Source organism: Stenotrophomonas sp. 8(2023) (assembly GCF_030345295.1).
Classification (GTDB): Bacteria; Pseudomonadota; Gammaproteobacteria; order Xanthomonadales; family Xanthomonadaceae; genus Stenotrophomonas; species Stenotrophomonas muris.
Window position 1 is genome coordinate 988,482 of sequence record NZ_CP128404.1, and the last position, 18,590, is coordinate 1,007,071.

Here is an 18,590-nt window from a genome sequence, read left to right on the forward strand (position 1 = left end):
AGGGAGTGAGACCTCCCGCGCCACGGTGTCGGCACTGCAACCACCTCGTTCAGTTCGCCGCATCCTGCGTGCGTCGCCGCAATCCGGCGGGCGGGTCGAACAGGCTCGACGGCACCTCATCGAATGTGACCTCGGTAACCCGCAGGCCGCGTTCGGTACGCTGGTTGCCGGTGCGTCCGCGGTAACCCAGCAGCAGGCCCGTGCGGGTATCGATCCACAACGTGCCGGAGGTGGTGCCATCAGGGCCCTGCGCATTGTCATAGCGCCAGCCGGCAGCGAGGCGACCCAGGATGAACTCGCCGGGTGCGGGAGAGCAGCGCCCTCCGATCGTGTGGCATGGGGCGGCAGGATCGTACCAGTAGGGACCACTGGCGTCGGCGACCGGCAGCGTGTAGTTGCCGCGCTCGCTCACCAGCCATGCCCGGCCGCGCTGGCCCTGGGTGGTCAGCCATGCATCGGGCGCATTGTCGCCGCGGAAATCAATACGGATGGCAGGCCCGCGCAAACGGATCTCGACCTCGACCTCACCACCAGGCGAGCTTGGACCGAGTGGGCCCAGGCCATAGGCGCGTGCCAGCAATCGCGCCTGTGGAGGTTCGTTGTCAGCAGCGTCCGTGGATTGCGCGGCGACGGCCCAGGTTGCTGCCATCAACAGGCTGGCCAGCAGCACCTGCATGTCAGCGCGCCAGGTTGTTGCTGTCATGCACGGGGCTCTGCATGCGGACGATCGCGTAGGACTCGATCGGCATGCGGCGATGGCCGGTGATCGGGTCCTCGATCAGCATCGAGGCCGGGCGGAAGCTGTCGCCTTCGCTGACCAGGTCTGAAAGACCGGCAATCACCCGGTCGGCAAAGGGAACGATCAGGGGCATCGGATAGGTGACCTTGATTTTGAGGATGTTGGCGTCCTGCACGCTGACGCGGCTGCTGCCGACACGTGCATCGCGGAAGGCAAGATTGTCGTTCGGCAGCGCATAGCGCCCATCGAACTGGCGCTCGCGGAACTCGTTGTACGCCGCGCGGCTGGGTGAAATGACCTCGATCTTCGGTGACAGCAACGGGTTCTTCCACAGCAGGGCGACCTTGGCGCGGGCGGCGACGGCACCGGCGGCATCCGGCGAGGTCGCGTACAGGGGAGCCATTGCCATTTCCAGTGCGCTGCGCATCTCGGAATGATTGACGCCACTGACCGCGCCGGCACGCGCGGCCTGCAGCGTGGCGAAATCCAGCAGCGACTTGGCGCGATAGATCAGGACGAACTGGAAGATGACCAGGATGAGGAAGACGAAGGCCGGAACCACGATGCAGAATTCAATCAGCGATTGCCCCCGCTGCTGGCGGATGGATGTGCGGATGTGCTTCATTGCAACGCCCTCGTGGATGGCGGTGCCGCAGGCGGAGAAGGGCACCATTGGAACGTCTCGCCCAGCACCGGAGCAATATGCCTGAGGCTGTCCACCGGCATTTCCAGCGTCGAGTAGGCGCCGCGGCACCAGGCGCCGCGCCATGGGCGCACGGCCTCGCGCCAGCCAACGGCGCGCTGATCGCGGTCCAGGAACAACAGGTCGAGTGGATACCCCATGGCCAGGGTGTGCACGCTCGAGCAGGGGGTTATCAGCAGGCCTTGCCCAGGCTGGAGTGGCGCGCGCAACAGCAGGCCGCGCAGCCGCTGGTGCCAGCGATCGGCATGCCAGACGCAGCTGAGCAACTGCTGGTGGTTGCGGATCAGGGCGCCGGTTCTCATGTGCGGGGACTCACAGGATGCCCTGCTGCTTCATCTGCAGGAAGATGAAGTAGGCCAGTACGACGAAGATCAGCGGGAAGAAGAACAGCACCAGCGGCAGCATCATCTTCACCGGCGCTTCCAGGGCCAGCTTCTCGGCGCGAAGGAAGCGCTCTTCGCGGCGCTGCATGGCCTGCGAGCGCAGTGTGTCACTCAGGCTGGCACCCACCCGGTCCGCCTGGATCAAAGCGCTGGTGAAGCTGGTCACCTGGGAAATGTCGGCGCGATCGGACATGCGCCGCAGCGCTTCGGCACGCGGAAGGCCGGCGCGCAGATCACGCAACATGCGCGAGAACTCCTGTGACAGCGGACCGGGTGGACCCTTGTCGACGGACTGTTCGATCGCACCGGTGATGTTCAGGCCCGCTTCGACGGCCATGGTGATGAAGTCGAGGAAGATAGGCAGGTCTCGGATCACATGCTTGGAGCGCGCTTTCCGCCGTTCGCCCAGCCACAGCGTGGGATACATCCACCCGAACGGTGCGCCGAATGCCAGGGCCATCAGCACGGAGCCGACTCCGAACCGGCCCAGCAGGATGATGGTGAGCAACAGGAAGGTACTGGCCACGGCGGCGGAGACGATGCGTGCGCCATACAGTTCTTCCGGTGACAGCACGAAGTCCTGGCCGGCCGACTGCAGGCTGCGATGCGCGCGCTCCAGCTGTGCCGAGGACAGGCGCGGCCCGGCCAGGCGCGTAGCGACCGTAATCAGCGGCCACAGGATGCGCAGCAGCAGCGGCAGCGGATCCTGGTAGTTGCGCTGGTCCACCTCGACCGACTGCACCAGTCCGCGCAGCGCGAATGCAAGCAGCCCAACAGCGGCAGCGGCAAGCAGTGCGACCAGGATGAGCAGGGCGTTCATATATCGATCGTCATGATTTTGCGGCACATGCGGTAGCCGAGGTATTCCAGTACCCCGATCAGGGCCATGACGCACCAGCCGATGAAGGTGTGGAACATGGGGTTCATCGTTTCTGGATAGAACAGCACGAGGAAGCCGACAAGGCCGGCTGGCAGCATCGCCATGACGATGCCCTGCAGGCGCCCCTGCGCGGTAAGTGCCTTGACCTTGCCTTCCATGATGAGCTTGCGCCGCAGCGTTTCGGCGAGCGTGGAGAGGCTCTCGGCGAGATTGCCACCAACCTCGCGCGAAATGCTGACGGCGGCCACGAACAGCTTCACGTCGGCAATGGGCACGCGGGCGGCGAAGTTGTCCAGCGCCTCCTCCGTGCGCACGCCCATGTGCTGCTCGCGCAGTACCAGTGCCAGCTCCTGGGCCAGCGGAGGCAGGCCGTCATGGGCCAGTGCTTCCAGCGCAGGATTGAAGCCGACGCCGGCCTTGAGGCTGCCGGCCAGCATCAGCAGCCCGTCGGGCAACTGCTGCTGGATCTGGTCGAGGCGGCGCTGCTTCAGCCACAGGTAGATCTTGCGTGGCGCTATGGCCAGCAGGATCAGGGCCAGGATCGGCAGCAGCAGGTTGCCGCCGGTGACGATCCACAGCAGCACGGGAATCGCCAGCAGCATCAGGACATTGGTCCTGAACAGCACGCGCGGGTCGACGAACAGGAACATGTCGGCCAGATTGACCCGCGCCTGGTCCATGAAGTTGGCGCGGTAACGGTCCATGAAGCCGGAGCTGGCACGCGCCAGCAACAGCACCGAGCCCGTCACGCAGGCAAAACACAGCAGGGCGATCAGCAGGATGTCACTCATTCCGCCTTCCCCCGGTACGGAAAATGTCCAGGTCAACGGCGACGCCGCGCTCGGCAAGCTCTTCATAGAACTCCGGCACTGCACCGGTCGCGACGAACTCGCCCACCACCTTGCCATCGCGTCCGGCAGTGGAGCGTGCCTTGAACAGGAACACATCCTGCAGCTGGATGGTTCCGCTTTCCATGCCCGTCAACTCAGTGATGTGGCTGACCTTGCGCGAACCGCAGGGGAAGCGCTTCTGGTGCACGATCAGGTCCACTGCCGACGAGATCTGTTCGCGCACCACTGTCATCGGCAGCTCCATGCCGGACATCATGACCATCACTTCCAGGCGAGACAGCGCCTCGCGCGGATTGTTGGCATGGGCGGTGGTCAGCGATCCTTCGTGGCCGGTGTTCATGGCCTGCAGCATGTCCAGTGCTTCGCCGCCGCGGCACTCGCCGACCACGATGCGGTCCGGGCGCATGCGCAGCGCGTTGCGCACCAGGTCGCGGATGGAAATATGGCCCTTGCCTTCCATGTTGGGAGGACGCGCTTCCAGGGCAACCAGGTTGGGCTGGACGAGCTTCAGTTCGGCCGCGTCCTCGATGGTGACGATGCGATCGGTATCGGGAATGAAGTTGGAAAGGATGTTGAGCAGGGTGGTCTTGCCGGAGCCGGTGCCGCCGGTGACGACGATGTTGCGCCGTTCGCGCACCGCAACGATCAGGAATTCCAGCATCGGCTGGCTGAGCGAACCGAAGGTGAGCAGGTCCTTTCCTTCCAGCTTGCGCTTGGCGAACTTTCGGATGCTGATGCTCGGGCCGCGCAGCGCCACCGGCGGAATGATGGCGTTGACGCGGGAGCCATCCTTCAGTCGCGCGTCGACCATCGGCGAGCTTTCGTCGATGCGGCGACCGAGGGGCGTCACGATGCGCTCGATGGCTGACAGCACCGCGCGGTCACTGGTGAAGACAATGGGGGACCGTTCGATCCGGCCCGCACGTTCAATGAAGATCTGGTCGTGCGCGTTGACCATGATTTCCGTCACCGTCGCATCGTCGATCAGGTCTTCCAGCGGGCCCAGGCCGATGGCCTCATCGAGCACCTCCTTGGCCAGCCTGCGTGGGTTGATCGTCTTGGGCAGCTCGGAGAACTCCCGTTGCATCACCTCATCGATCAGCTTGATCGTGGCGTTGCGCAGCGACTCATCGTCCATGCTGCGCACGTCAAGCCGGCGCAGGTCCATCTGCTTGACCAGCGAGGCATGCAGCTTTGCACGATAGACCGCCATGTCCGGCGGCAGCTGCTCCGGCCGCGCCAGCTGGCGTTCGCTGGATGGCTGCGCCGGTGCGGGTGCCGGTGCGGGCGTGGCGTCCACCGGTACATCGTTGGCCGCGCCCGCATTGAAACTTCCAGCATCGGCGGTGGGTTCGGCCGGCGGGTCGTCGTCCACCACCTGCAGCAGGTAGTCGCCGATCTGCACGCGGTCACGGCTGGTGAGCGGGCCACGGCTGCCTTTGACCTGTTCGCCATTCACCAGTACCGGCGAGCGGCCTCCCAGGCTCTCGATGAAGATGCCCTGGTCCTCGCGCTTCAGCGCCGCATGGCGTTGGGCGATGCTCCAGCCCTGCAGCACCACCAGGTTGCCGTCGCCACGGCCGATCCCGCATTCACGGTGCAGGCAGCGGACACGTCGCTGGTCGCGGTTGGGTGTGTCGATGAGGATGTTGAACATGCGACGGCTCCGGTCACTGCACGAAATCTTTGTTCCGGCGCGGCATGGCCTGCTGGCCGCGCTCCTGGATCTGTCGCGCACGCTCCAGGCCATCGAGGTTTTCCTGCGAGCCCGGCGTCACCACGCGCGGAGTAACGAACATCACCAGCTCGGTACGGTTGCCACGGAAGCCATCGGAGCGGAACAGCTTTCCGAGGATCGGGATATCGCCCAGCAGCGGCAGGCGCTTGGCATCCTGCTGCGCGCTGGAGTCGATCAGCCCGGAGATGACAATGGTTTCCCCAGCGTGGACATTGATTTCCGACTCGGTGCGGCGGGTGGTGAAGCCCGGAACGCCCTGCACGGTCACCGTCGGATCGACACGGCTGACCTCAGCCAGGATGCGGGTGGAGATGTCCTCATTGAAGTTGACCAGGGGCTCGATGTCGAGCTTGATGCCGTATTCCTTGTAGTCGACCGTGACCTGGCCGAAGCCCTGCGGAACCGGGATCGGCACTTCGCCGCCGGCCAGGAACTTGGCCTGCCCGCCGCTGCGGGCGCTGAGTTGGGGCGAGGCAAGCAGGAACGCCTTGCCCTTGTTCATCATCAGGTTGATCGCCGAGCCGATCTGCGTGGCGATGCCAAAGAAGGCCTGGGTTCCCTGCAGCTTGTTCGGCAGCAGCACGCCGTTGGCCGGGCTCTGCTCGGGGTTGATGCGGTAGTAGTTGTTGTTGGTGAAATCCTTGACGATGCCCGCCACCGGGCCACGGATGACGTTGTCCCACTGGATGCCGAGTTCTTCCAGCGCATTGGTGTCGAATTCCATGATCTTCACGTCCATCTGCACCATCGGGCGCATGCCCACCGGGTCGGCGGTAGTGAAATTCAACACCGTCGGGTAGATCTTCTGGATCGCATCGATGCGGCTGCCGATGCCCGGGTTGATGTCCTGGCCGGTAATGACCACACGGTCGGCGACCGCATGCACATTGATCTTTTCCACGTCGGCCAGCAGGGTACGGATGGTCTCGGCCAGGCTGACGGCATCGTTCTCGGAGATGTCCACCTGCACCTGCAGCTGCTTGCCGTTCTGCAGCCACAGGTGAACCGTGGTGGAGCCGGGCTTCATGCCCATCATGATCAGGTCGCGCGGGCCGACGTTGGTGACCTCGAGCATCTCGCCACTACCGACGGCCACGCGCTTGAGCCCGCTGGGCAGCGTGTAGACGGCGGCCTGGCCGGCATAGATCCGGGCGCGGGTGGGCAGTGGCACCGCGGGCATGGCCGACGCGCTGGTGCGATAGGCGGGATCGGGAACCGGCGCCGGGAAGGCGCTCTGCCCACCGGGTACCGGTGCATGGTTGGTGTTGGGCTGCGGTTGCGCCTGGACAGCAGGGCGCGGTGCGGCCATGACCGGTACCGGGGTCAGCTGGGTGCCGGTGGTCTGTGCCACGGCCAGCAGTGGCAAGGTGACAACAGCGATGGCCGCAGTGGCGGCGATGAGGCTGCGGATTCCATTATTGCTGCGCATTCGTCGACCCTTTGCCCCCAATGATGAATTGCACGCCAGCACGACCCTGCGTGCCGTTGCCGAGCAGTTCCCTCTGCGTCATGCCACTGAGGCCGAACGCACCACGATCCTCCACCTGGCGAAGCATCACCCGCATCGAACCGGCCTTGGCGGCGACCGTGAGTCGCTGCGCCTGTGCCGGTGTCAGTTCCAGAGTGATGTTCGAATAGCCCTGCTGGTCTTCCGAGGCCGGCGTTTCGCCGACGCGGTTGCCGGTTGCCAGAACGTTGATGTCCTCAAGCAGCGGCAGCACCCGGGCACCGGTCTGTTCCTGCTCGACGGTGAGCAGGATGTCGACGTGATCCCCGGGAGCAATCATGCCGGAGATCGAGTTCGTCTCGTCCACCTGGAGGGTGTAGCCCACGTTGCCCTTGGCGATCACGCGCGAGAACTGGTCGTACAGCGGTACCAGTGCACTGGCACCCAGCGGTGCACCTTCGCGGATCGGCGCGCGCAGCATGCGGCCGCTGTACTCGGACACATTGTCCGGCGTGATCGCATCGGCAGGCGGCAGGTCGGCGGGGACTTCGCGCACTGCAAGGTCGGCAACGGTGACAATGCTGCCCGGCTCCATGTCGGTCTTGGGCACGGCTACCGGCACCATTTCCACCGGCGGAGCGGCACGCTCGTTCACTGCCTTCTGCACGTAGCGCACGGCGACCAGGGCCGCGAACAGGCCGAGCGCGAGGGCGATGATGATGAAGACGACGTTGCGGTTGGCTTTCAGCGGGAGCGCCTTCATACGACTCCCATCGACAGCATGTAGGTGAACCCCTGGTACGCCTTGCGCAGTGAATCGATCAGCTCGAGCACGATGTTCGGCTCGGCGACCAGGACCAGGACACCGACGGAAGCGACCACGGCGTACTCGATCAGTGCGGCCCCGCGCTGGCGGCGTAGGGACGGGGGAATGCGTTTTCTCATGGCGGTGGTCTCAGTGCTGCGACTGGTTGACGACAATCGAGGTTCCCTGCTCGTGCCGGTTGAAGGTCATGGTCATTTCCTGGCTGCCCTTGCTGTAGCGGACAACGCACTGCAGCGCGATCATCGAACAGCCCGCAGGGCCGGAACTTCGGCTCCAGCCGTCCGCAGGGAGGCGGCTGGCATAGAAGGCATCGGTCTGGAACGGAGACAGCGTGCTTTCCATGGACAGGCTGCGCCCGGGCGTGTCCAGGTAGGTGATGTCATTGATCACCTGCGTCCCGGACGGTTTCGGGAAATCGGCGCCGGCCGCGGCATCGGGCTTGCGCTTGAGCAGGCGTGTAATGCCGATCTGTGACTGGCTGCCACTGCCCTTGGCCGATACCTCGATGGTCACGTAGTACTCGCCGTGTGCGTGGCCGATCACGGTCTTGCCGCCGACCTCGTTGATCACGGTCTGCCCGGGCCATTCGCGGTTGTAGTAGCTGACGATGGACGACACCGGCAATGCGGACGTGAAGCGCGAGATGCGCATGGGCAGGCCGTTGTAGAGCATGTCCTTGGCCACCCACTCGCTCTGCGCGCCCTCGGGCTCGGGAATGTCCGGCCAGGACGCGGCCAGCGCAGGCCAGGCGAACAGCAGCGCGGCCAGTGCCGCCAGCAGGTCAACGCGACGGCGCATAGGCAGGCAACTTGTCGACAGGCACCACGTCGGGCGCGATGTAACCGGGATCAAGCCTGCTCAGCGTCCCGATCATCGGAATGCCGGAGAGGCCGTCAAACGCCTTGGCGATGCCCGCCATGTGCTGGGATGGCACCAGTGGCTTGACCTGCGCGATCACCGAGCGTGACGAGTTGACCTTGAGCCCGGAACCGGCTGCATTCCAGGGGTCGGCCAGCACCACATGGGTGGCCTGCAGCTTCAGGCCCAGCGAATCGAAGGGTTCCAGATAGGCGGCAGCACTGCCGTTGGCACTTTTCAGATCCTGCACATCCAACCGCAGCTGGGCCTGGGTCAGGCCGTTGCGGTTGGGCGGGAACGAACCGAACATCGAGGTCACGTCGCCGATCTTCTTCATCATGCCGCCTGCCGACGTGCTGGTGTAGGAGACCAGGGCGAGGTCACCGCGCCGCACCAGCGGCTGGTTGGAGAAGGTATTCATCAGGACGTCGCCGACGGCGGCATCGCGTGCGCCGGTCTGCGCCTGGCTGACGATGGGATCGTTGGCACGCCCGAAATAGCGGTCGACGGCAAGATCGCGCTGGCGGCCGCTGGCCGGCAGCTTGTAGTCCGGCGATACGGTGGCTTCCCAGGCGATCGCGCGCGCGGCCTGCTGGGTGGCCTGGCGGGCGTGGATGTACTTGGCCAGGATCGGGATCAGCAGGAAGATCGGCACCAGCACGGCGCAGAGCACGGCGACTTCGGTGAGACTCTGGCCGCGCTGGCGACGCGCGCCGCGGAATGGGCGTTCCCTGTCCATGGCTACCTCAGCAGGTCATCGTTGGGAGGACGGTTCGCGCGGTACCTCGAGGTCGCCGCGTTCAAAGGGTTGGCCCACCGTCATGCGCTGCGTGGTCAGGCGGGTGCCATTGCCGTCGAGGGGTTCCTGCTCCAGGACAATGGCGTAGCGGCTCGGCCGGTAGTCGTTCAGCGCACCGGGGGTAAAGCCCCAGCTGGCACCAGCCGACCACACGCACTGGCTGAACCGTCCGTTCTCGTCCTTCCACACGTTGCACGGCTGGCCAGCGACCCTGCGGTTGCCCGCGCGCTGGAAGCCCGGCGAGGCGCTGCCCTCGTCGGCTTCGGCGGCAAAGCGGGTGAGCCCGTCGCTGTCGGCAGGGGACTGGCTACGCTCTCCCGTTGCCAGATCGACCTGCTCCACGCCGGAGGCGCTCTGGGTCTCCTGCAGGCCGGTGGCCTCCAGCCGGAACTGGCAGCTGGTCGCAGGGCCATCGTTGAGCAGGCGCCATTCGCGGGTACGGAACACTTCCTCTTTGCTGGAAAGCCAGGCTTCGTAACGGACGGTTCCCAGGCGGGCGACATCGGCGTCATCCAGTGCGCGGGTCGGCAATCCTGCTGCCTGGCAGTCGCTCAGTGCCTGCTGGTAGCTGGTGCGCGCCGCGTTGCGTCCATCCACCAGGGTTTCGGCAATCTGGTCAAGATGGATGCCCGGCATGTTCCTGGCAGCGGCGGGCTCGCCGTTGTCCGCCGCGCTGCCACAGCCGCTGATCAGCAGTGTGGCGATCGACAGGTGCAGGCGATTGAAAACAGCAAACGTCATGGCATCAAGGCTCCGGCTGCCGCCAGGGCAGCCTTGGTGGCGGCATCGGTCTTGACCAGTCGTGCCTGCCAGTAAGGACTGAACAGGTTTCCGGTTTCACGCTTGCGGTCATCGCGGCTGAACATGCGCAGCTGCACCGGGCGGTCGAAGAACACCTGCGCGGAGGAAAGTGCGGCGATCTTGTTGTTGGCCATCTTGTCCGGCAGTTCCATCTGCGAGCCGGCCGGGGCGCCGATGCCGGCGCCGGACGTGGTGCGCGCGCTGGTGCCGGCGGTCTCGGCATAGATGGTGAAGACCGGGCCGACCTTGTCGCGGTCACGATCATTCTCGGCGTAGGGCTGCAGTGCCTGCCCGGCCTTGACGTCGTGATAGTCGCGCAGGCCGTTGTAGCCGGTGAAGAAGGCCTTGCGATGCTGGCCATTGGCGAAGCGCACGTTGGCATCCTGGCTGCGGTCGACAATCCACGCCGCGCCACGATTGCGGCGCACCGCTTCGCCATACGGGCGGTAGCGGCGGCGGTCCCAGTCCGAGTACCAGCCGTTGCCGTTGCCGAAGCCGTTGAGGAAGCGCTGGTTGCGATAGCTTTCCACGGCCTGCGCACCGCCCCAGCCGACCGGAATATCGATATCGGAAAGCGGCCATGGCAGCGGAAGCTCGACGGCCATGGTGTCCAGCGCTGCCCATCGGTTGTAGTCGACCATGTCGGTGCCGCCGGACTGCACCAGGAAGCCGAGGAAATCATCGCTGCGGCTCTTGCTGAAGCCATCACGCGACTGCATCACCACATTGCGGAAGCGGTCGGCGCCCTGGCGCTGCGTGGCCGAGCCACCGTTGGCGGTACGGGGAATGCTGTAGCGCTGCAGCAGCCGGTTCTCGGCCGTGGCCAGTTGCGTGCCGAGCACCGCGGTTCCGATGGTGCCCAGCTGTGCCTGCGGTGAGTTCCGCTGCAGCACATCCTTGGCGATGGTGTAGCTGTCCAGCCGCGATACGCCCTCGATGACGAGCTGCACCGAGGCGGCGAACATCATGTTGAGCTTGTCGATGGCGATGATGGCCGCCTGCGCGACAGGCTGGAACGCCTGGCGGGTGACCTTGAGAATGCGTTCGGCGACCTTGAAGGCGGTTGCCAATGCCTTGAACACCACGCCGATGTAGGGAATGGCGGAGAGCACATCCAGCGTGGTGCGGATGACGATGGAGGTGGTGTGCATCTGGTTCAGCCACGAATAGAGGCTGATCGTCTGTGCCACGGCCACTTCGTTGGCAACGCGGGCACGGTTCATGTAGGCCGCGTAGTTCAGTGCGCGTGCCTGCTGGATCGCAACGCTGTAGGCGGCGGCGTCAGCCGCATTGACCAACTCCACCTTCTTGTTCACCACCTGCCCTGTGTTGAACAGCAGGACAATCCCGAGGCATAGAACCAGAATGAGTGCCAGCCCGAGAACCATTGCTTGGCCGGCGACCGTTCGGTGGCTGGAAACGCCCCGGGCCGCACGGCTTCGTGCCAAAGCCAATGCGCTGCGCATAACGAATTCCTGGGCCGGAGGCCATGGCTGCCCGTCGCGCGCCGCGTGCGGTGCGCGCAGGGAGATTATGCTGGGAGGGCCCTGGCGGCTTCATGCCGCCAGGGCTGGGGTATTACTTGTTCTTGTACGCGTCCATGCCCTTGGTCTTGTCAGCTTCCTGCTGGGCGCTGTTGGCCTGGTTCTTGGCGCGGTTGATCGACTGCGTCGCGCTTTGGCCGGAAAGTTCTTTCGACATGCCTGCCACCTGGCTGCGAACCGTGCCTCCGAAGAAGGTGACGGCTCCGATCGCGGCGATGGCGATCAGCGCGGTGATGATGATGTACTCGGTCATGCCCTGACCGGCCTGCTTACGGGAAAAACGGATGTGACGACGGCTGCGTTCCATGTATTTCCTCCTTGATGGCAGGAATCCTCCCGGGTGTGCGGGATATTCGGCGTGTCCGCTGGGGGATCCTGATTAATGGCAGGGCGAGGTAAAGACAGGAAGCTCACACCCTGGTTCGTCGAAAATTTGTCGCTTGTTCGAGAACGGGGCCAAGCCTATCGACAGAAAATTGACGATACAAGTCAGGTTTTTCCGATATGCAATGAAATATTTGAAAATGTGATGCACATTGCAGATTAACAATTGTCTGCACATAATCACGTCAAATTTGAGCTAGATGCACCGCTTTTCGTTAAGGAAATTAACACTTAACTGACATATTTGTGTCACGCAGGCGGCTTGTGGTGCCGGAATATTGGCGCGCTACAGAGGGCGCGTGCACGGCCTGCTTCTTGTTCGAACGGGATGAGAGATCCGCGTGTTTTTATCTCGTTGCATCCGCGGCAAAACAAATGACCGTGCGGCGCGGAAAAGAAAAAAGCACATGCAGGGCATGTGCTTTTTCCGGAGCGCTTCAACGCAGTAACGTCGTGGTGATATCAGCGCTTGACCAGTTCCACGCGACGATTGGCGCGGCGCCCTTCTTCGGTTGCGTTGTCGGCGACCGGCTGGCTCTGCCCATAGCCTTTCGCGCTCAGGCGTTCGGCTGCGATTCCACCGCCGACAAGACGCGTGCGCACCGACTCCGCACGCGCCTGCGAGAGCGTCTGGTTGTGCGATTGGCTGCCGCTGTTGTCGGTGTGTCCTTCAACGGAAAGGCGAAGCTGTGGGTCGGCCTTCAACAGCTGGGTGACCTGTGCGATCTGCGGTTCCGAATCGGGCAGGATCTCGGCGGCGTCGGTTGCGAAGTTCACCTGGATGGATACCTTGCCACTGCTGTCCAGTGCCTGTTTCAGCGTGTCCGCTTCAATGACCTTGGCCGTGATCTGCACCGGTTTTGTCTCTGCGACGAGCAGGCCGCCGGAGTTTCCACCCGAGCCCAGGTGAATCCAGATATCGCGATCTTCGCGATGGATGACATAGGTTTCTGCGGGTTCGTTGTAGATGTCGCCGATGCCGCCGACATAGGTGGTCGCCGCCTTGCTGTTGCCGATGTCACGCGATGCATCGGCCGGGATGGTGCCGGAGAAAATGCGCTTGCCCCCCAGGGCCTCGACCAGGCTCTGTACATTGCGGCTGAGCTCCAGCTGCGAATAAGGGTGATCGCTGCTGCTCTGCAGGACCGAAGAATGAACCTTGCCTTCAATCCATTCCACGCGATCGCCGGTCCAGAACGGTACGCGATCGAATTCGCTGTCTACGACGTCCTGGCTGGTGTAGCCCTGCGGCAGTCCGAGATAAGGGAAGCTGCCGATCGTTGCCTGCGATACGGGCAGCTCGGCAACATTGAACGCTGCGGCCTTCTGGCTTCCATCCGTGGCCGCAGCCGCCTGCGGTGATGGTTCGGCTGCGGTGCTGGAAGGTGCGGCCGAGGAAGCGCCACCCTCTGCAGGCGCTTCGCCAGCGCGCTTGCAGGCACCCAGTGCCAGTACCAGGCTGGCGGCCAACAGGCTCGCGCGCACTGCGGACATCGTCGATCCGTACTTCTGCGTCATGAACGCACCTGCTTCATCAGTTCGTTGCAGACTTCGCTGGTGGGCTTGTACTGGCCCTTCTTCCAGGCATCGGTGATCTTCTTCTGTGTCTGCGCTTCGGCCGTGTCATAGGCCTGGTCGAAGCCTGCTTCGGCGCCGAACACGGTTTTTGCCTGTGCCTTGTGGCTTGCGCGCAGCTTGGCGGCCTGTTCCGGGGTTGCGCCGCACGCCAGGGCATTGCCTGCATGCGTGCCTCCCAGTGCGCCGAACTGCGCCGCACCGCCGCCCTGTGCGACTGCGGTGCCGCTGCCGATCAGCAAGGCGGAGGTGATCACTAGCTTCGTCATGAAATACCGCATGTTGATGTTCCTCATCCGGCCCGATAGCGGGCATCAATCCCCTGTGGCCCGAGCATAGCAACAGGCAGTGAGTGCCAGCGTGTCGTTGCATCGCCACGGCACGGCCAGTGGTCAGGGCGTGGACAGGAAGCGCGGGGTGCCACGACGTGGGGCAGATCCTGTCGTTGGACGGCCATCGAACGTGGAAGCGGGACGGTCGACCAGGCATCCCCGCACGGCGGAAACCCATTGATGGATCTGGAGCAACAAGCCCCTCTGTTGAGGGCTGCCCCGACAGGGGCGGGGAGAGGCCGGCAAGGGGAGGGGCCCGAACGTTGCGCAGCAACGTTTGGGGCGAAGCGCGCGCAGCGCACTTCGCATCTCCCGCCAGTGGCTTCTGCGAGGTACAGCCGACCAGGCATCCCCGCACGGCGGAAACCCATTGATGGATCTGGAGCAACAAGCCCCTCTGTTGAGGGGCTGCCCCGACAGGGGCGGGGAGAGGCCGGCAAGGGGAGGGGCCCGAACGTTGCGCAGCAACGTTTGGGGCGAAGCGCGCGCAGCGCACTTCGCATCTCCCGCCAGTGGCTTCTGCGAGGTACAGCCGATCAGGCATCCCCGCACGGCGGAAACCCATTGATGGATCTGGAGCAACAAGCCCCTCTGTTGAGGGGTGCCCCGACAGGGGCGGGGAGAGGCCGGCAAGGGGAGGGGCCCGAACGTTGCGCAGCAACGTTTGGGGCGAAGCGCGCGCAGCGCACTTCGCATCTCCCGCCAGTGGCTTCTGCGAGGTACAGCCGACCAGGCATCCCCGCACGGCGGAAACCCATTGATGGATCTGGAGCAACAAGCCCCTCTGTTGAGGGGCTGCCCCGACAGGGGCGGGGAGAGGCCGGCAAGGGGAGGGGCCCGAACGTTGCGCAGCAACGTTTGGGGCGAAGCGCGCGCAGCGCACTTCGCATCCCCCGCCAGATAACTGAAAAAGGCTGCCCGAAGGCAGCCTTTTTCAGTTATCTGGCGGAGAGAGGGGGATTCGAACCCCCGAAGCGCGGTTTAGACGCTTACACACTTTCCAGGCGTGCTCCTTCAACCACTCGGACACCTCTCCGGATCCCTGCCATCGGCAAACGCCTCAGCAGGGGCGCAGATTCTAGCGGGCGGCGCGGCCGGACACAAGCACCCCGATCGACGGCGTATCCATGGCCATGGGTGGCGAGGGGGCTGGACAGGCATGGCACAATGGAACATCCGATGGAAAACGGTGGCCTGATGTCCTATCTCGTCCTTGCCCGCAAGTGGCGTCCGAAGCGTTTCGCCGAGCTGGTGGGCCAGGAACACGTGGTCCGTGCGCTCAGCAACGCGCTGGACAGCGGCCGGGTCCACCACGCGTTCCTGTTCACCGGCACCCGCGGCGTGGGCAAGACCACCATCGCGCGCATCTTCGCCAAGTCGCTGAACTGCGAGCAGGGTACCAGCGCCGACCCGTGCGGCCAGTGCGCGGCCTGCCTGGACATCGACGCCGGCCGCTACATCGACCTGCTGGAAATCGACGCCGCGTCCAACACCGGTGTGGATGACGTGCGCGAGGTGATCGAGAACGCGCAGTACATGCCCTCGCGCGGCAAGTACAAGGTCTACCTGATCGACGAAGTGCACATGCTGTCCAAGGCGGCGTTCAACGCGCTGCTGAAGACGCTGGAAGAACCGCCGGAGCACGTGAAGTTCCTGCTGGCCACCACCGATCCGCAGAAGCTGCCGGTCACCGTGCTCAGCCGCTGCCTGCAGTTCAACCTCAAGCGCCTGGATGAAGACCAGATCCAGGGCCAGATGACCCGCATCCTGGCGGCGGAAGCGATCGAGGCCGATGGAAGCGCCATCGTGCAGCTGGCCAAGGCCGCTGACGGCAGCCTGCGCGATGGCCTGTCACTGCTGGACCAGGCGATCGCCTATGCCGGCGGCGCGCTGCGTGAGGACGTGGTGCGCACCATGCTGGGTACCGTGGACCGCACCCAGGTGGCGGCGATGCTCGATGCGCTGGCCGACGGCGATGGCCCGCGCCTGCTGCAGGTGGTAGCCGCGCTGGCAGAGTTCTCGCCGGACTGGAGTGGTGTGCTGGAAGCGCTGGCCGAAGGGCTGCACCGCATCCAGGTGCAGCAGCTGGTGCCGGGCGCTGCTGCGGCGGAAGGCCTGGATGTCGCCGCATTCGCCGAGCGCCTGCGCCCGGAAGTGGTGCAGCTCTGGTACCAGATGGCCTTGAATGGCCGCCGCGACCTGCCGCTGGCACCCAGCCCGCGCGCGGGCTTTGAAATGGCCGTGCTGCGCATGCTGGCGTTCCGTCCGGCCGCAGCGGTACCGCCGGTGCCGAAGGCCGTCGACGGTGCGTTGGGCGGCACGCCGGGTGGCAACGCTGCCGGTGGTGGCGCCGGTACCGGTAGCCGCGATGCGACGCCGGCCGCTGCTGCCGCTTCGGGCAGCCCGGCGGTGGCGGCGCAGGCAGCCGCGCCGGTGCAGGCCGCGCCGCGCGAACCTGAACCCGAGCCCGAACCGGCCCCGCAACCGGAACCAGATCCGACGCCCGAGCCCGAGCCGGTGCCGGTGGAAGAGCCCGTGTCGCCGCCGCCGGTGAAGGCTGAGCCACAGGCGCCGGCGCCTGCCGTCACTGCAGAGGCAGGCGACGACCTGCCGCCGTGGGCCACTGACGAAGCCGTGGCGCGTGACGAGGCATTGGCGGCCGAGATGTCCGGCCCGGACGCCGCCATGGCTGCGCCCTGGCACGAACCGCCGGCTCCCGTCGCGGCTCCCAGCGAGCCTGCGCCGCCCGAGCGCCCGTTCCGCGCCGAAGGCATTGCCATTGCGCCGGCCGAACATGCCAAGCCGGCCCCGGCGCATGCCGCCGCGCCGCAGGAAGGTGTCAGCGAGCTGGCCACGGCCGAAGACTGGCTGGACCTGGTCGCCAACAGCGGCCTCAGCGGCCCCTCGCGACAGCTGGCCGCCAACGCCGCCTTCATCAGCTGCCAGCATGGGACCTTGAAACTGGGCCTTTCGCCCGGATTTGAATACCTGCGCTCGGAGCGCGCGCTGGCTGCCTTGGGCGAGATGCTGCAGAAGGCCCTCGGCCAGGCGCCGAAGATCGTGGTCGAGACCGTGGAAACCGAACACGTTCCGGCCGAGACCCTGCATCAGCGGGCCGACCGCCAGCGTGGCGAGCGGCAGCAGGTGGCAGAGGCCGTTTTCATGGACGACCCGGAAGTGCAGGTGCTGATCCAGCAGCACGGTGCCCGGGTTGTTTCCGATTCCATCCGTTCTTTTGACGAGTAAGACACCATGCGCGGAAACATCGCCCAACTGATGCAGCAGGCCCAGAAGATGCAGGAAAACCTGCAGAAGGCCCAGGAAGAAATCGCCAAGATCGAAGTGACCGGCAGTGCCGGCGGCGGCATGGTCAGCGTGACCCTGACCGGTGCCAAGGAATGCCGCAAGGTGCGCATCGACCCGTCGCTGACCAGCGACCCGGAGATGCTGGAAGACCTGATCGCCGCCGCCTTCAACGACGCTTCGAACAAGATCGACGCCGAGTCGAAGTCGAAGATGGGTTCGGCCACCGCCGGCATGCAGCTGCCGCCGGGCATGAAGCTGCCGTTCTGATTGCCAGCGTGGCACCCGTGCAAGCGGGTGCCACAGAATCTGTAGCTGTCGAGCCTGCTCGACGCCATGAAAGCATGCCGCCGTGTCCGCACCCCTGCTTGAACAATTGATCGACGCACTGCGGGTGCTGCCTGGCGTGGGCCAGAAGACCGCACAGCGCATGGCCTACCACCTGCTCGAGCGCGAGCGCGAAGGTGGCCAGCGACTGGCCGAAGCCCTGGCGCTGGCGGTGGAGCGCATCGGCCACTGCGCGCAGTGCCGCGACTTCAGCGAAACCGAGCTGTGCCCGACCTGTGCCAACAGCAGCCGCGAGCGCAGCCAGCTGTGCGTGGTCGAATCGCCGGCCGACCGCCTGGCCATCGAAAACGCCACCGGCTTCCGCGGTGTCTACTTCGTGCTGCAGGGCCGGCTGTCGCCGCTCGATGGCATCGGCCCGCGCGAGCTGGGCCTGGAGCAGCTGGAGCAGCGTCTGGCCGAAGGTGAGGTGCAGGAGCTGATCATCGCCACCAGTGCCACCGTCGAAGGCGAAGCCACCGCGCACTACCTGGCGCAGCTGGCGCGCGCGCGCAAGGTGCAGCCCAGCCGCCTGGCGCAGGGCCTGCCGCTCGGCGGCGAACTCGAATACGTTGACCGCGGCACGCTGTCGCACGCGTTCGGCACGCGCAGCGAATTCCGCGACTGAGCGCTGTCCGGGCAGCGCCCGGCGTGTCCGGCCTACAATGCGGAAGACATCCCGCCGAGGCCGACCATGAGCAACGAAACCCTCTTCAGCAAGATCATCCGTCGCGAGATCCCGGCCACCATCGTCTACGAGGACGACGAGGTGCTGGGCTTCAAGGACATCGCACCGCAGGCGCCGGTGCACGTACTGTTCATTCCGAAGAACGAGATCATCCCGACCCTGGACGACCTGCAGCCGTCGCAGGCGCACCTGATCGGGAAGCTTGCCCTGGCTGCCGCCGAATATGCGCGCCGCGAAGGGTTCGCGCAGGACGGCTACCGCATCGTGATGAACTGCCGCGAGGATGCCGGGCAGACCGTGTTCCACATCCACATGCACCTGCTGGCCGGTGCGCCGCTGGGGCATTTCGGTACGCCGGGGCGCTGAGCGCCCGGCATCCACCATTGCCCGCAGTGGATCCATGCGATGCGTGGAT

General features: G+C 65.2%; 20 protein-coding genes and 1 tRNA gene. 4 read left to right on the forward strand and 17 right to left on the reverse strand.

The genetic code is table 11. The features are described 5' to 3' along the window. Positions 1 to 49: 49 nt before the first annotated feature. The 17 genes from QP609_RS04505 to QP609_RS04585 all read right to left on the reverse strand — a co-directional run bounded on the left by QP609_RS04505 (position 50) and on the right by QP609_RS04585 (position 14,896). Positions 50 to 703 carry a hypothetical protein gene (locus QP609_RS04505; RefSeq protein ID WP_239683822.1) on the reverse strand — a complete coding sequence of 218 codons (654 nt, stop codon included), beginning with the start codon at positions 701 to 703 and terminating at the stop codon, positions 50 to 52. Further along, positions 678 to 1,364 (reverse strand): TadE family protein, encoded by a 687-nt coding sequence (locus tag QP609_RS04510; RefSeq protein WP_032958205.1) that lies wholly within the window; start codon positions 1,362 to 1,364, stop codon positions 678 to 680. Before QP609_RS04510 ends, QP609_RS04505 begins: the two co-directional genes overlap by 26 nt. Then, the gene (locus QP609_RS04515) at positions 1,361 to 1,744 is read right to left on the reverse strand and encodes a DUF192 domain-containing protein (RefSeq protein ID WP_041863110.1); all 384 of its coding nucleotides are present in this window, start codon (positions 1,742 to 1,744) and stop codon (positions 1,361 to 1,363) included. The genes QP609_RS04510 and QP609_RS04515 overlap by 4 nt, the downstream gene beginning before the upstream one ends. Before the next feature lie 10 nt (positions 1,745 to 1,754). Further along, entirely contained in the window at positions 1,755 to 2,645 is an 891-nt protein-coding gene (locus QP609_RS04520) for a type II secretion system F family protein (RefSeq protein WP_014646167.1), read from the reverse strand. Continuing rightward, on the reverse strand, positions 2,642 to 3,496 hold the full coding sequence (locus QP609_RS04525) for a type II secretion system F family protein (RefSeq protein ID WP_014646168.1): 855 nt from the start codon (positions 3,494 to 3,496) through the stop codon (positions 2,642 to 2,644). The genes QP609_RS04520 and QP609_RS04525 overlap by 4 nt, the downstream gene beginning before the upstream one ends. Further along, positions 3,489 to 5,213: an ATPase, T2SS/T4P/T4SS family gene (locus tag QP609_RS04530; RefSeq protein WP_014646169.1), complete on the reverse strand. Its 1,725-nt coding sequence runs from the start codon at positions 5,211 to 5,213 to the stop codon at positions 3,489 to 3,491. The genes QP609_RS04525 and QP609_RS04530 overlap by 8 nt, the downstream gene beginning before the upstream one ends. 13 nt (positions 5,214 to 5,226) lie before the next feature. After that, a complete protein-coding gene (locus tag QP609_RS04535; protein WP_197574228.1) occupies positions 5,227 to 6,723 on the reverse strand; it encodes a pilus assembly protein N-terminal domain-containing protein in 1,497 nt (498 codons plus the stop codon). Further along, positions 6,710 to 7,504, reverse strand: a complete 795-nt coding sequence (cpaB, locus tag QP609_RS04540) for a Flp pilus assembly protein CpaB (protein WP_014036170.1) — start codon at positions 7,502 to 7,504, stop codon at positions 6,710 to 6,712. Before cpaB ends, QP609_RS04535 begins: the two co-directional genes overlap by 14 nt. Next, positions 7,501 to 7,686, reverse strand: a complete 186-nt coding sequence (locus tag QP609_RS04545; RefSeq protein ID WP_014646171.1) for a hypothetical protein — start codon at positions 7,684 to 7,686, stop codon at positions 7,501 to 7,503. The genes cpaB and QP609_RS04545 overlap by 4 nt, the downstream gene beginning before the upstream one ends. A gap of 10 nt (positions 7,687 to 7,696) precedes the next feature. Next, a complete protein-coding gene (locus tag QP609_RS04550; protein WP_014646172.1) occupies positions 7,697 to 8,365 on the reverse strand; it encodes a hypothetical protein in 669 nt (222 codons plus the stop codon). Continuing rightward, positions 8,349 to 9,164 carry a hypothetical protein gene (locus tag QP609_RS04555; RefSeq protein WP_014036173.1) on the reverse strand — a complete coding sequence of 272 codons (816 nt, stop codon included), beginning with the start codon at positions 9,162 to 9,164 and terminating at the stop codon, positions 8,349 to 8,351. The genes QP609_RS04550 and QP609_RS04555 overlap by 17 nt, the downstream gene beginning before the upstream one ends. Positions 9,165 to 9,179: 15 nt before the next feature. After that, complete coding sequence (locus QP609_RS04560; protein ID WP_014646173.1) at positions 9,180 to 9,965, reverse strand: hypothetical protein; 786 nt, start codon at positions 9,963 to 9,965, stop codon at positions 9,180 to 9,182. Beyond that, positions 9,962 to 11,341, reverse strand: a complete 1,380-nt coding sequence (locus QP609_RS04565) for a hypothetical protein (RefSeq protein ID WP_289213870.1) — start codon at positions 11,339 to 11,341, stop codon at positions 9,962 to 9,964. Before QP609_RS04565 ends, QP609_RS04560 begins: the two co-directional genes overlap by 4 nt. A gap of 262 nt (positions 11,342 to 11,603) precedes the next feature. Further along, on the reverse strand, positions 11,604 to 11,876 hold the full coding sequence (locus QP609_RS04570) for a hypothetical protein (protein WP_014036176.1): 273 nt from the start codon (positions 11,874 to 11,876) through the stop codon (positions 11,604 to 11,606). A 539-nt stretch (positions 11,877 to 12,415) separates the two neighbouring features. Further along, entirely contained in the window at positions 12,416 to 13,471 is a 1,056-nt protein-coding gene (locus QP609_RS04575; protein ID WP_197620933.1) for an OmpA family protein, read from the reverse strand. Continuing rightward, complete coding sequence (locus QP609_RS04580; protein WP_126411778.1) at positions 13,468 to 13,797, reverse strand: hypothetical protein; 330 nt, start codon at positions 13,795 to 13,797, stop codon at positions 13,468 to 13,470. The genes QP609_RS04575 and QP609_RS04580 overlap by 4 nt, the downstream gene beginning before the upstream one ends. 1,006 nt (positions 13,798 to 14,803) lie before the next feature. Next, positions 14,804 to 14,896: transfer RNA gene (locus QP609_RS04585), tRNA-Ser, on the reverse strand. 143 nt (positions 14,897 to 15,039) lie between these two features. Here QP609_RS04585 and dnaX point away from each other — a divergent pair. The 4 genes from dnaX to QP609_RS04605 all read left to right on the forward strand — a co-directional run bounded on the left by dnaX (position 15,040) and on the right by QP609_RS04605 (position 18,541). Next, entirely contained in the window at positions 15,040 to 17,106 is a 2,067-nt protein-coding gene (gene dnaX / locus QP609_RS04590) for a DNA polymerase III subunit gamma/tau (RefSeq protein ID WP_197620932.1), read from the forward strand. A 6-nt stretch (positions 17,107 to 17,112) separates the two neighbouring features. Next, the gene (locus QP609_RS04595) at positions 17,113 to 17,433 is read left to right on the forward strand and encodes a YbaB/EbfC family nucleoid-associated protein (protein ID WP_005408298.1); all 321 of its coding nucleotides are present in this window, start codon (positions 17,113 to 17,115) and stop codon (positions 17,431 to 17,433) included. Between the two features lie 82 nt (positions 17,434 to 17,515). Beyond that, entirely contained in the window at positions 17,516 to 18,115 is a 600-nt protein-coding gene (gene recR, locus QP609_RS04600) for a recombination mediator RecR (protein WP_049441038.1), read from the forward strand. Between the two features lie 66 nt (positions 18,116 to 18,181). Then, a complete protein-coding gene (locus QP609_RS04605) occupies positions 18,182 to 18,541 on the forward strand; it encodes a histidine triad nucleotide-binding protein (protein WP_014646179.1) in 360 nt (119 codons plus the stop codon). The last annotated feature ends 49 nt before the right edge of the window (positions 18,542 to 18,590 follow it).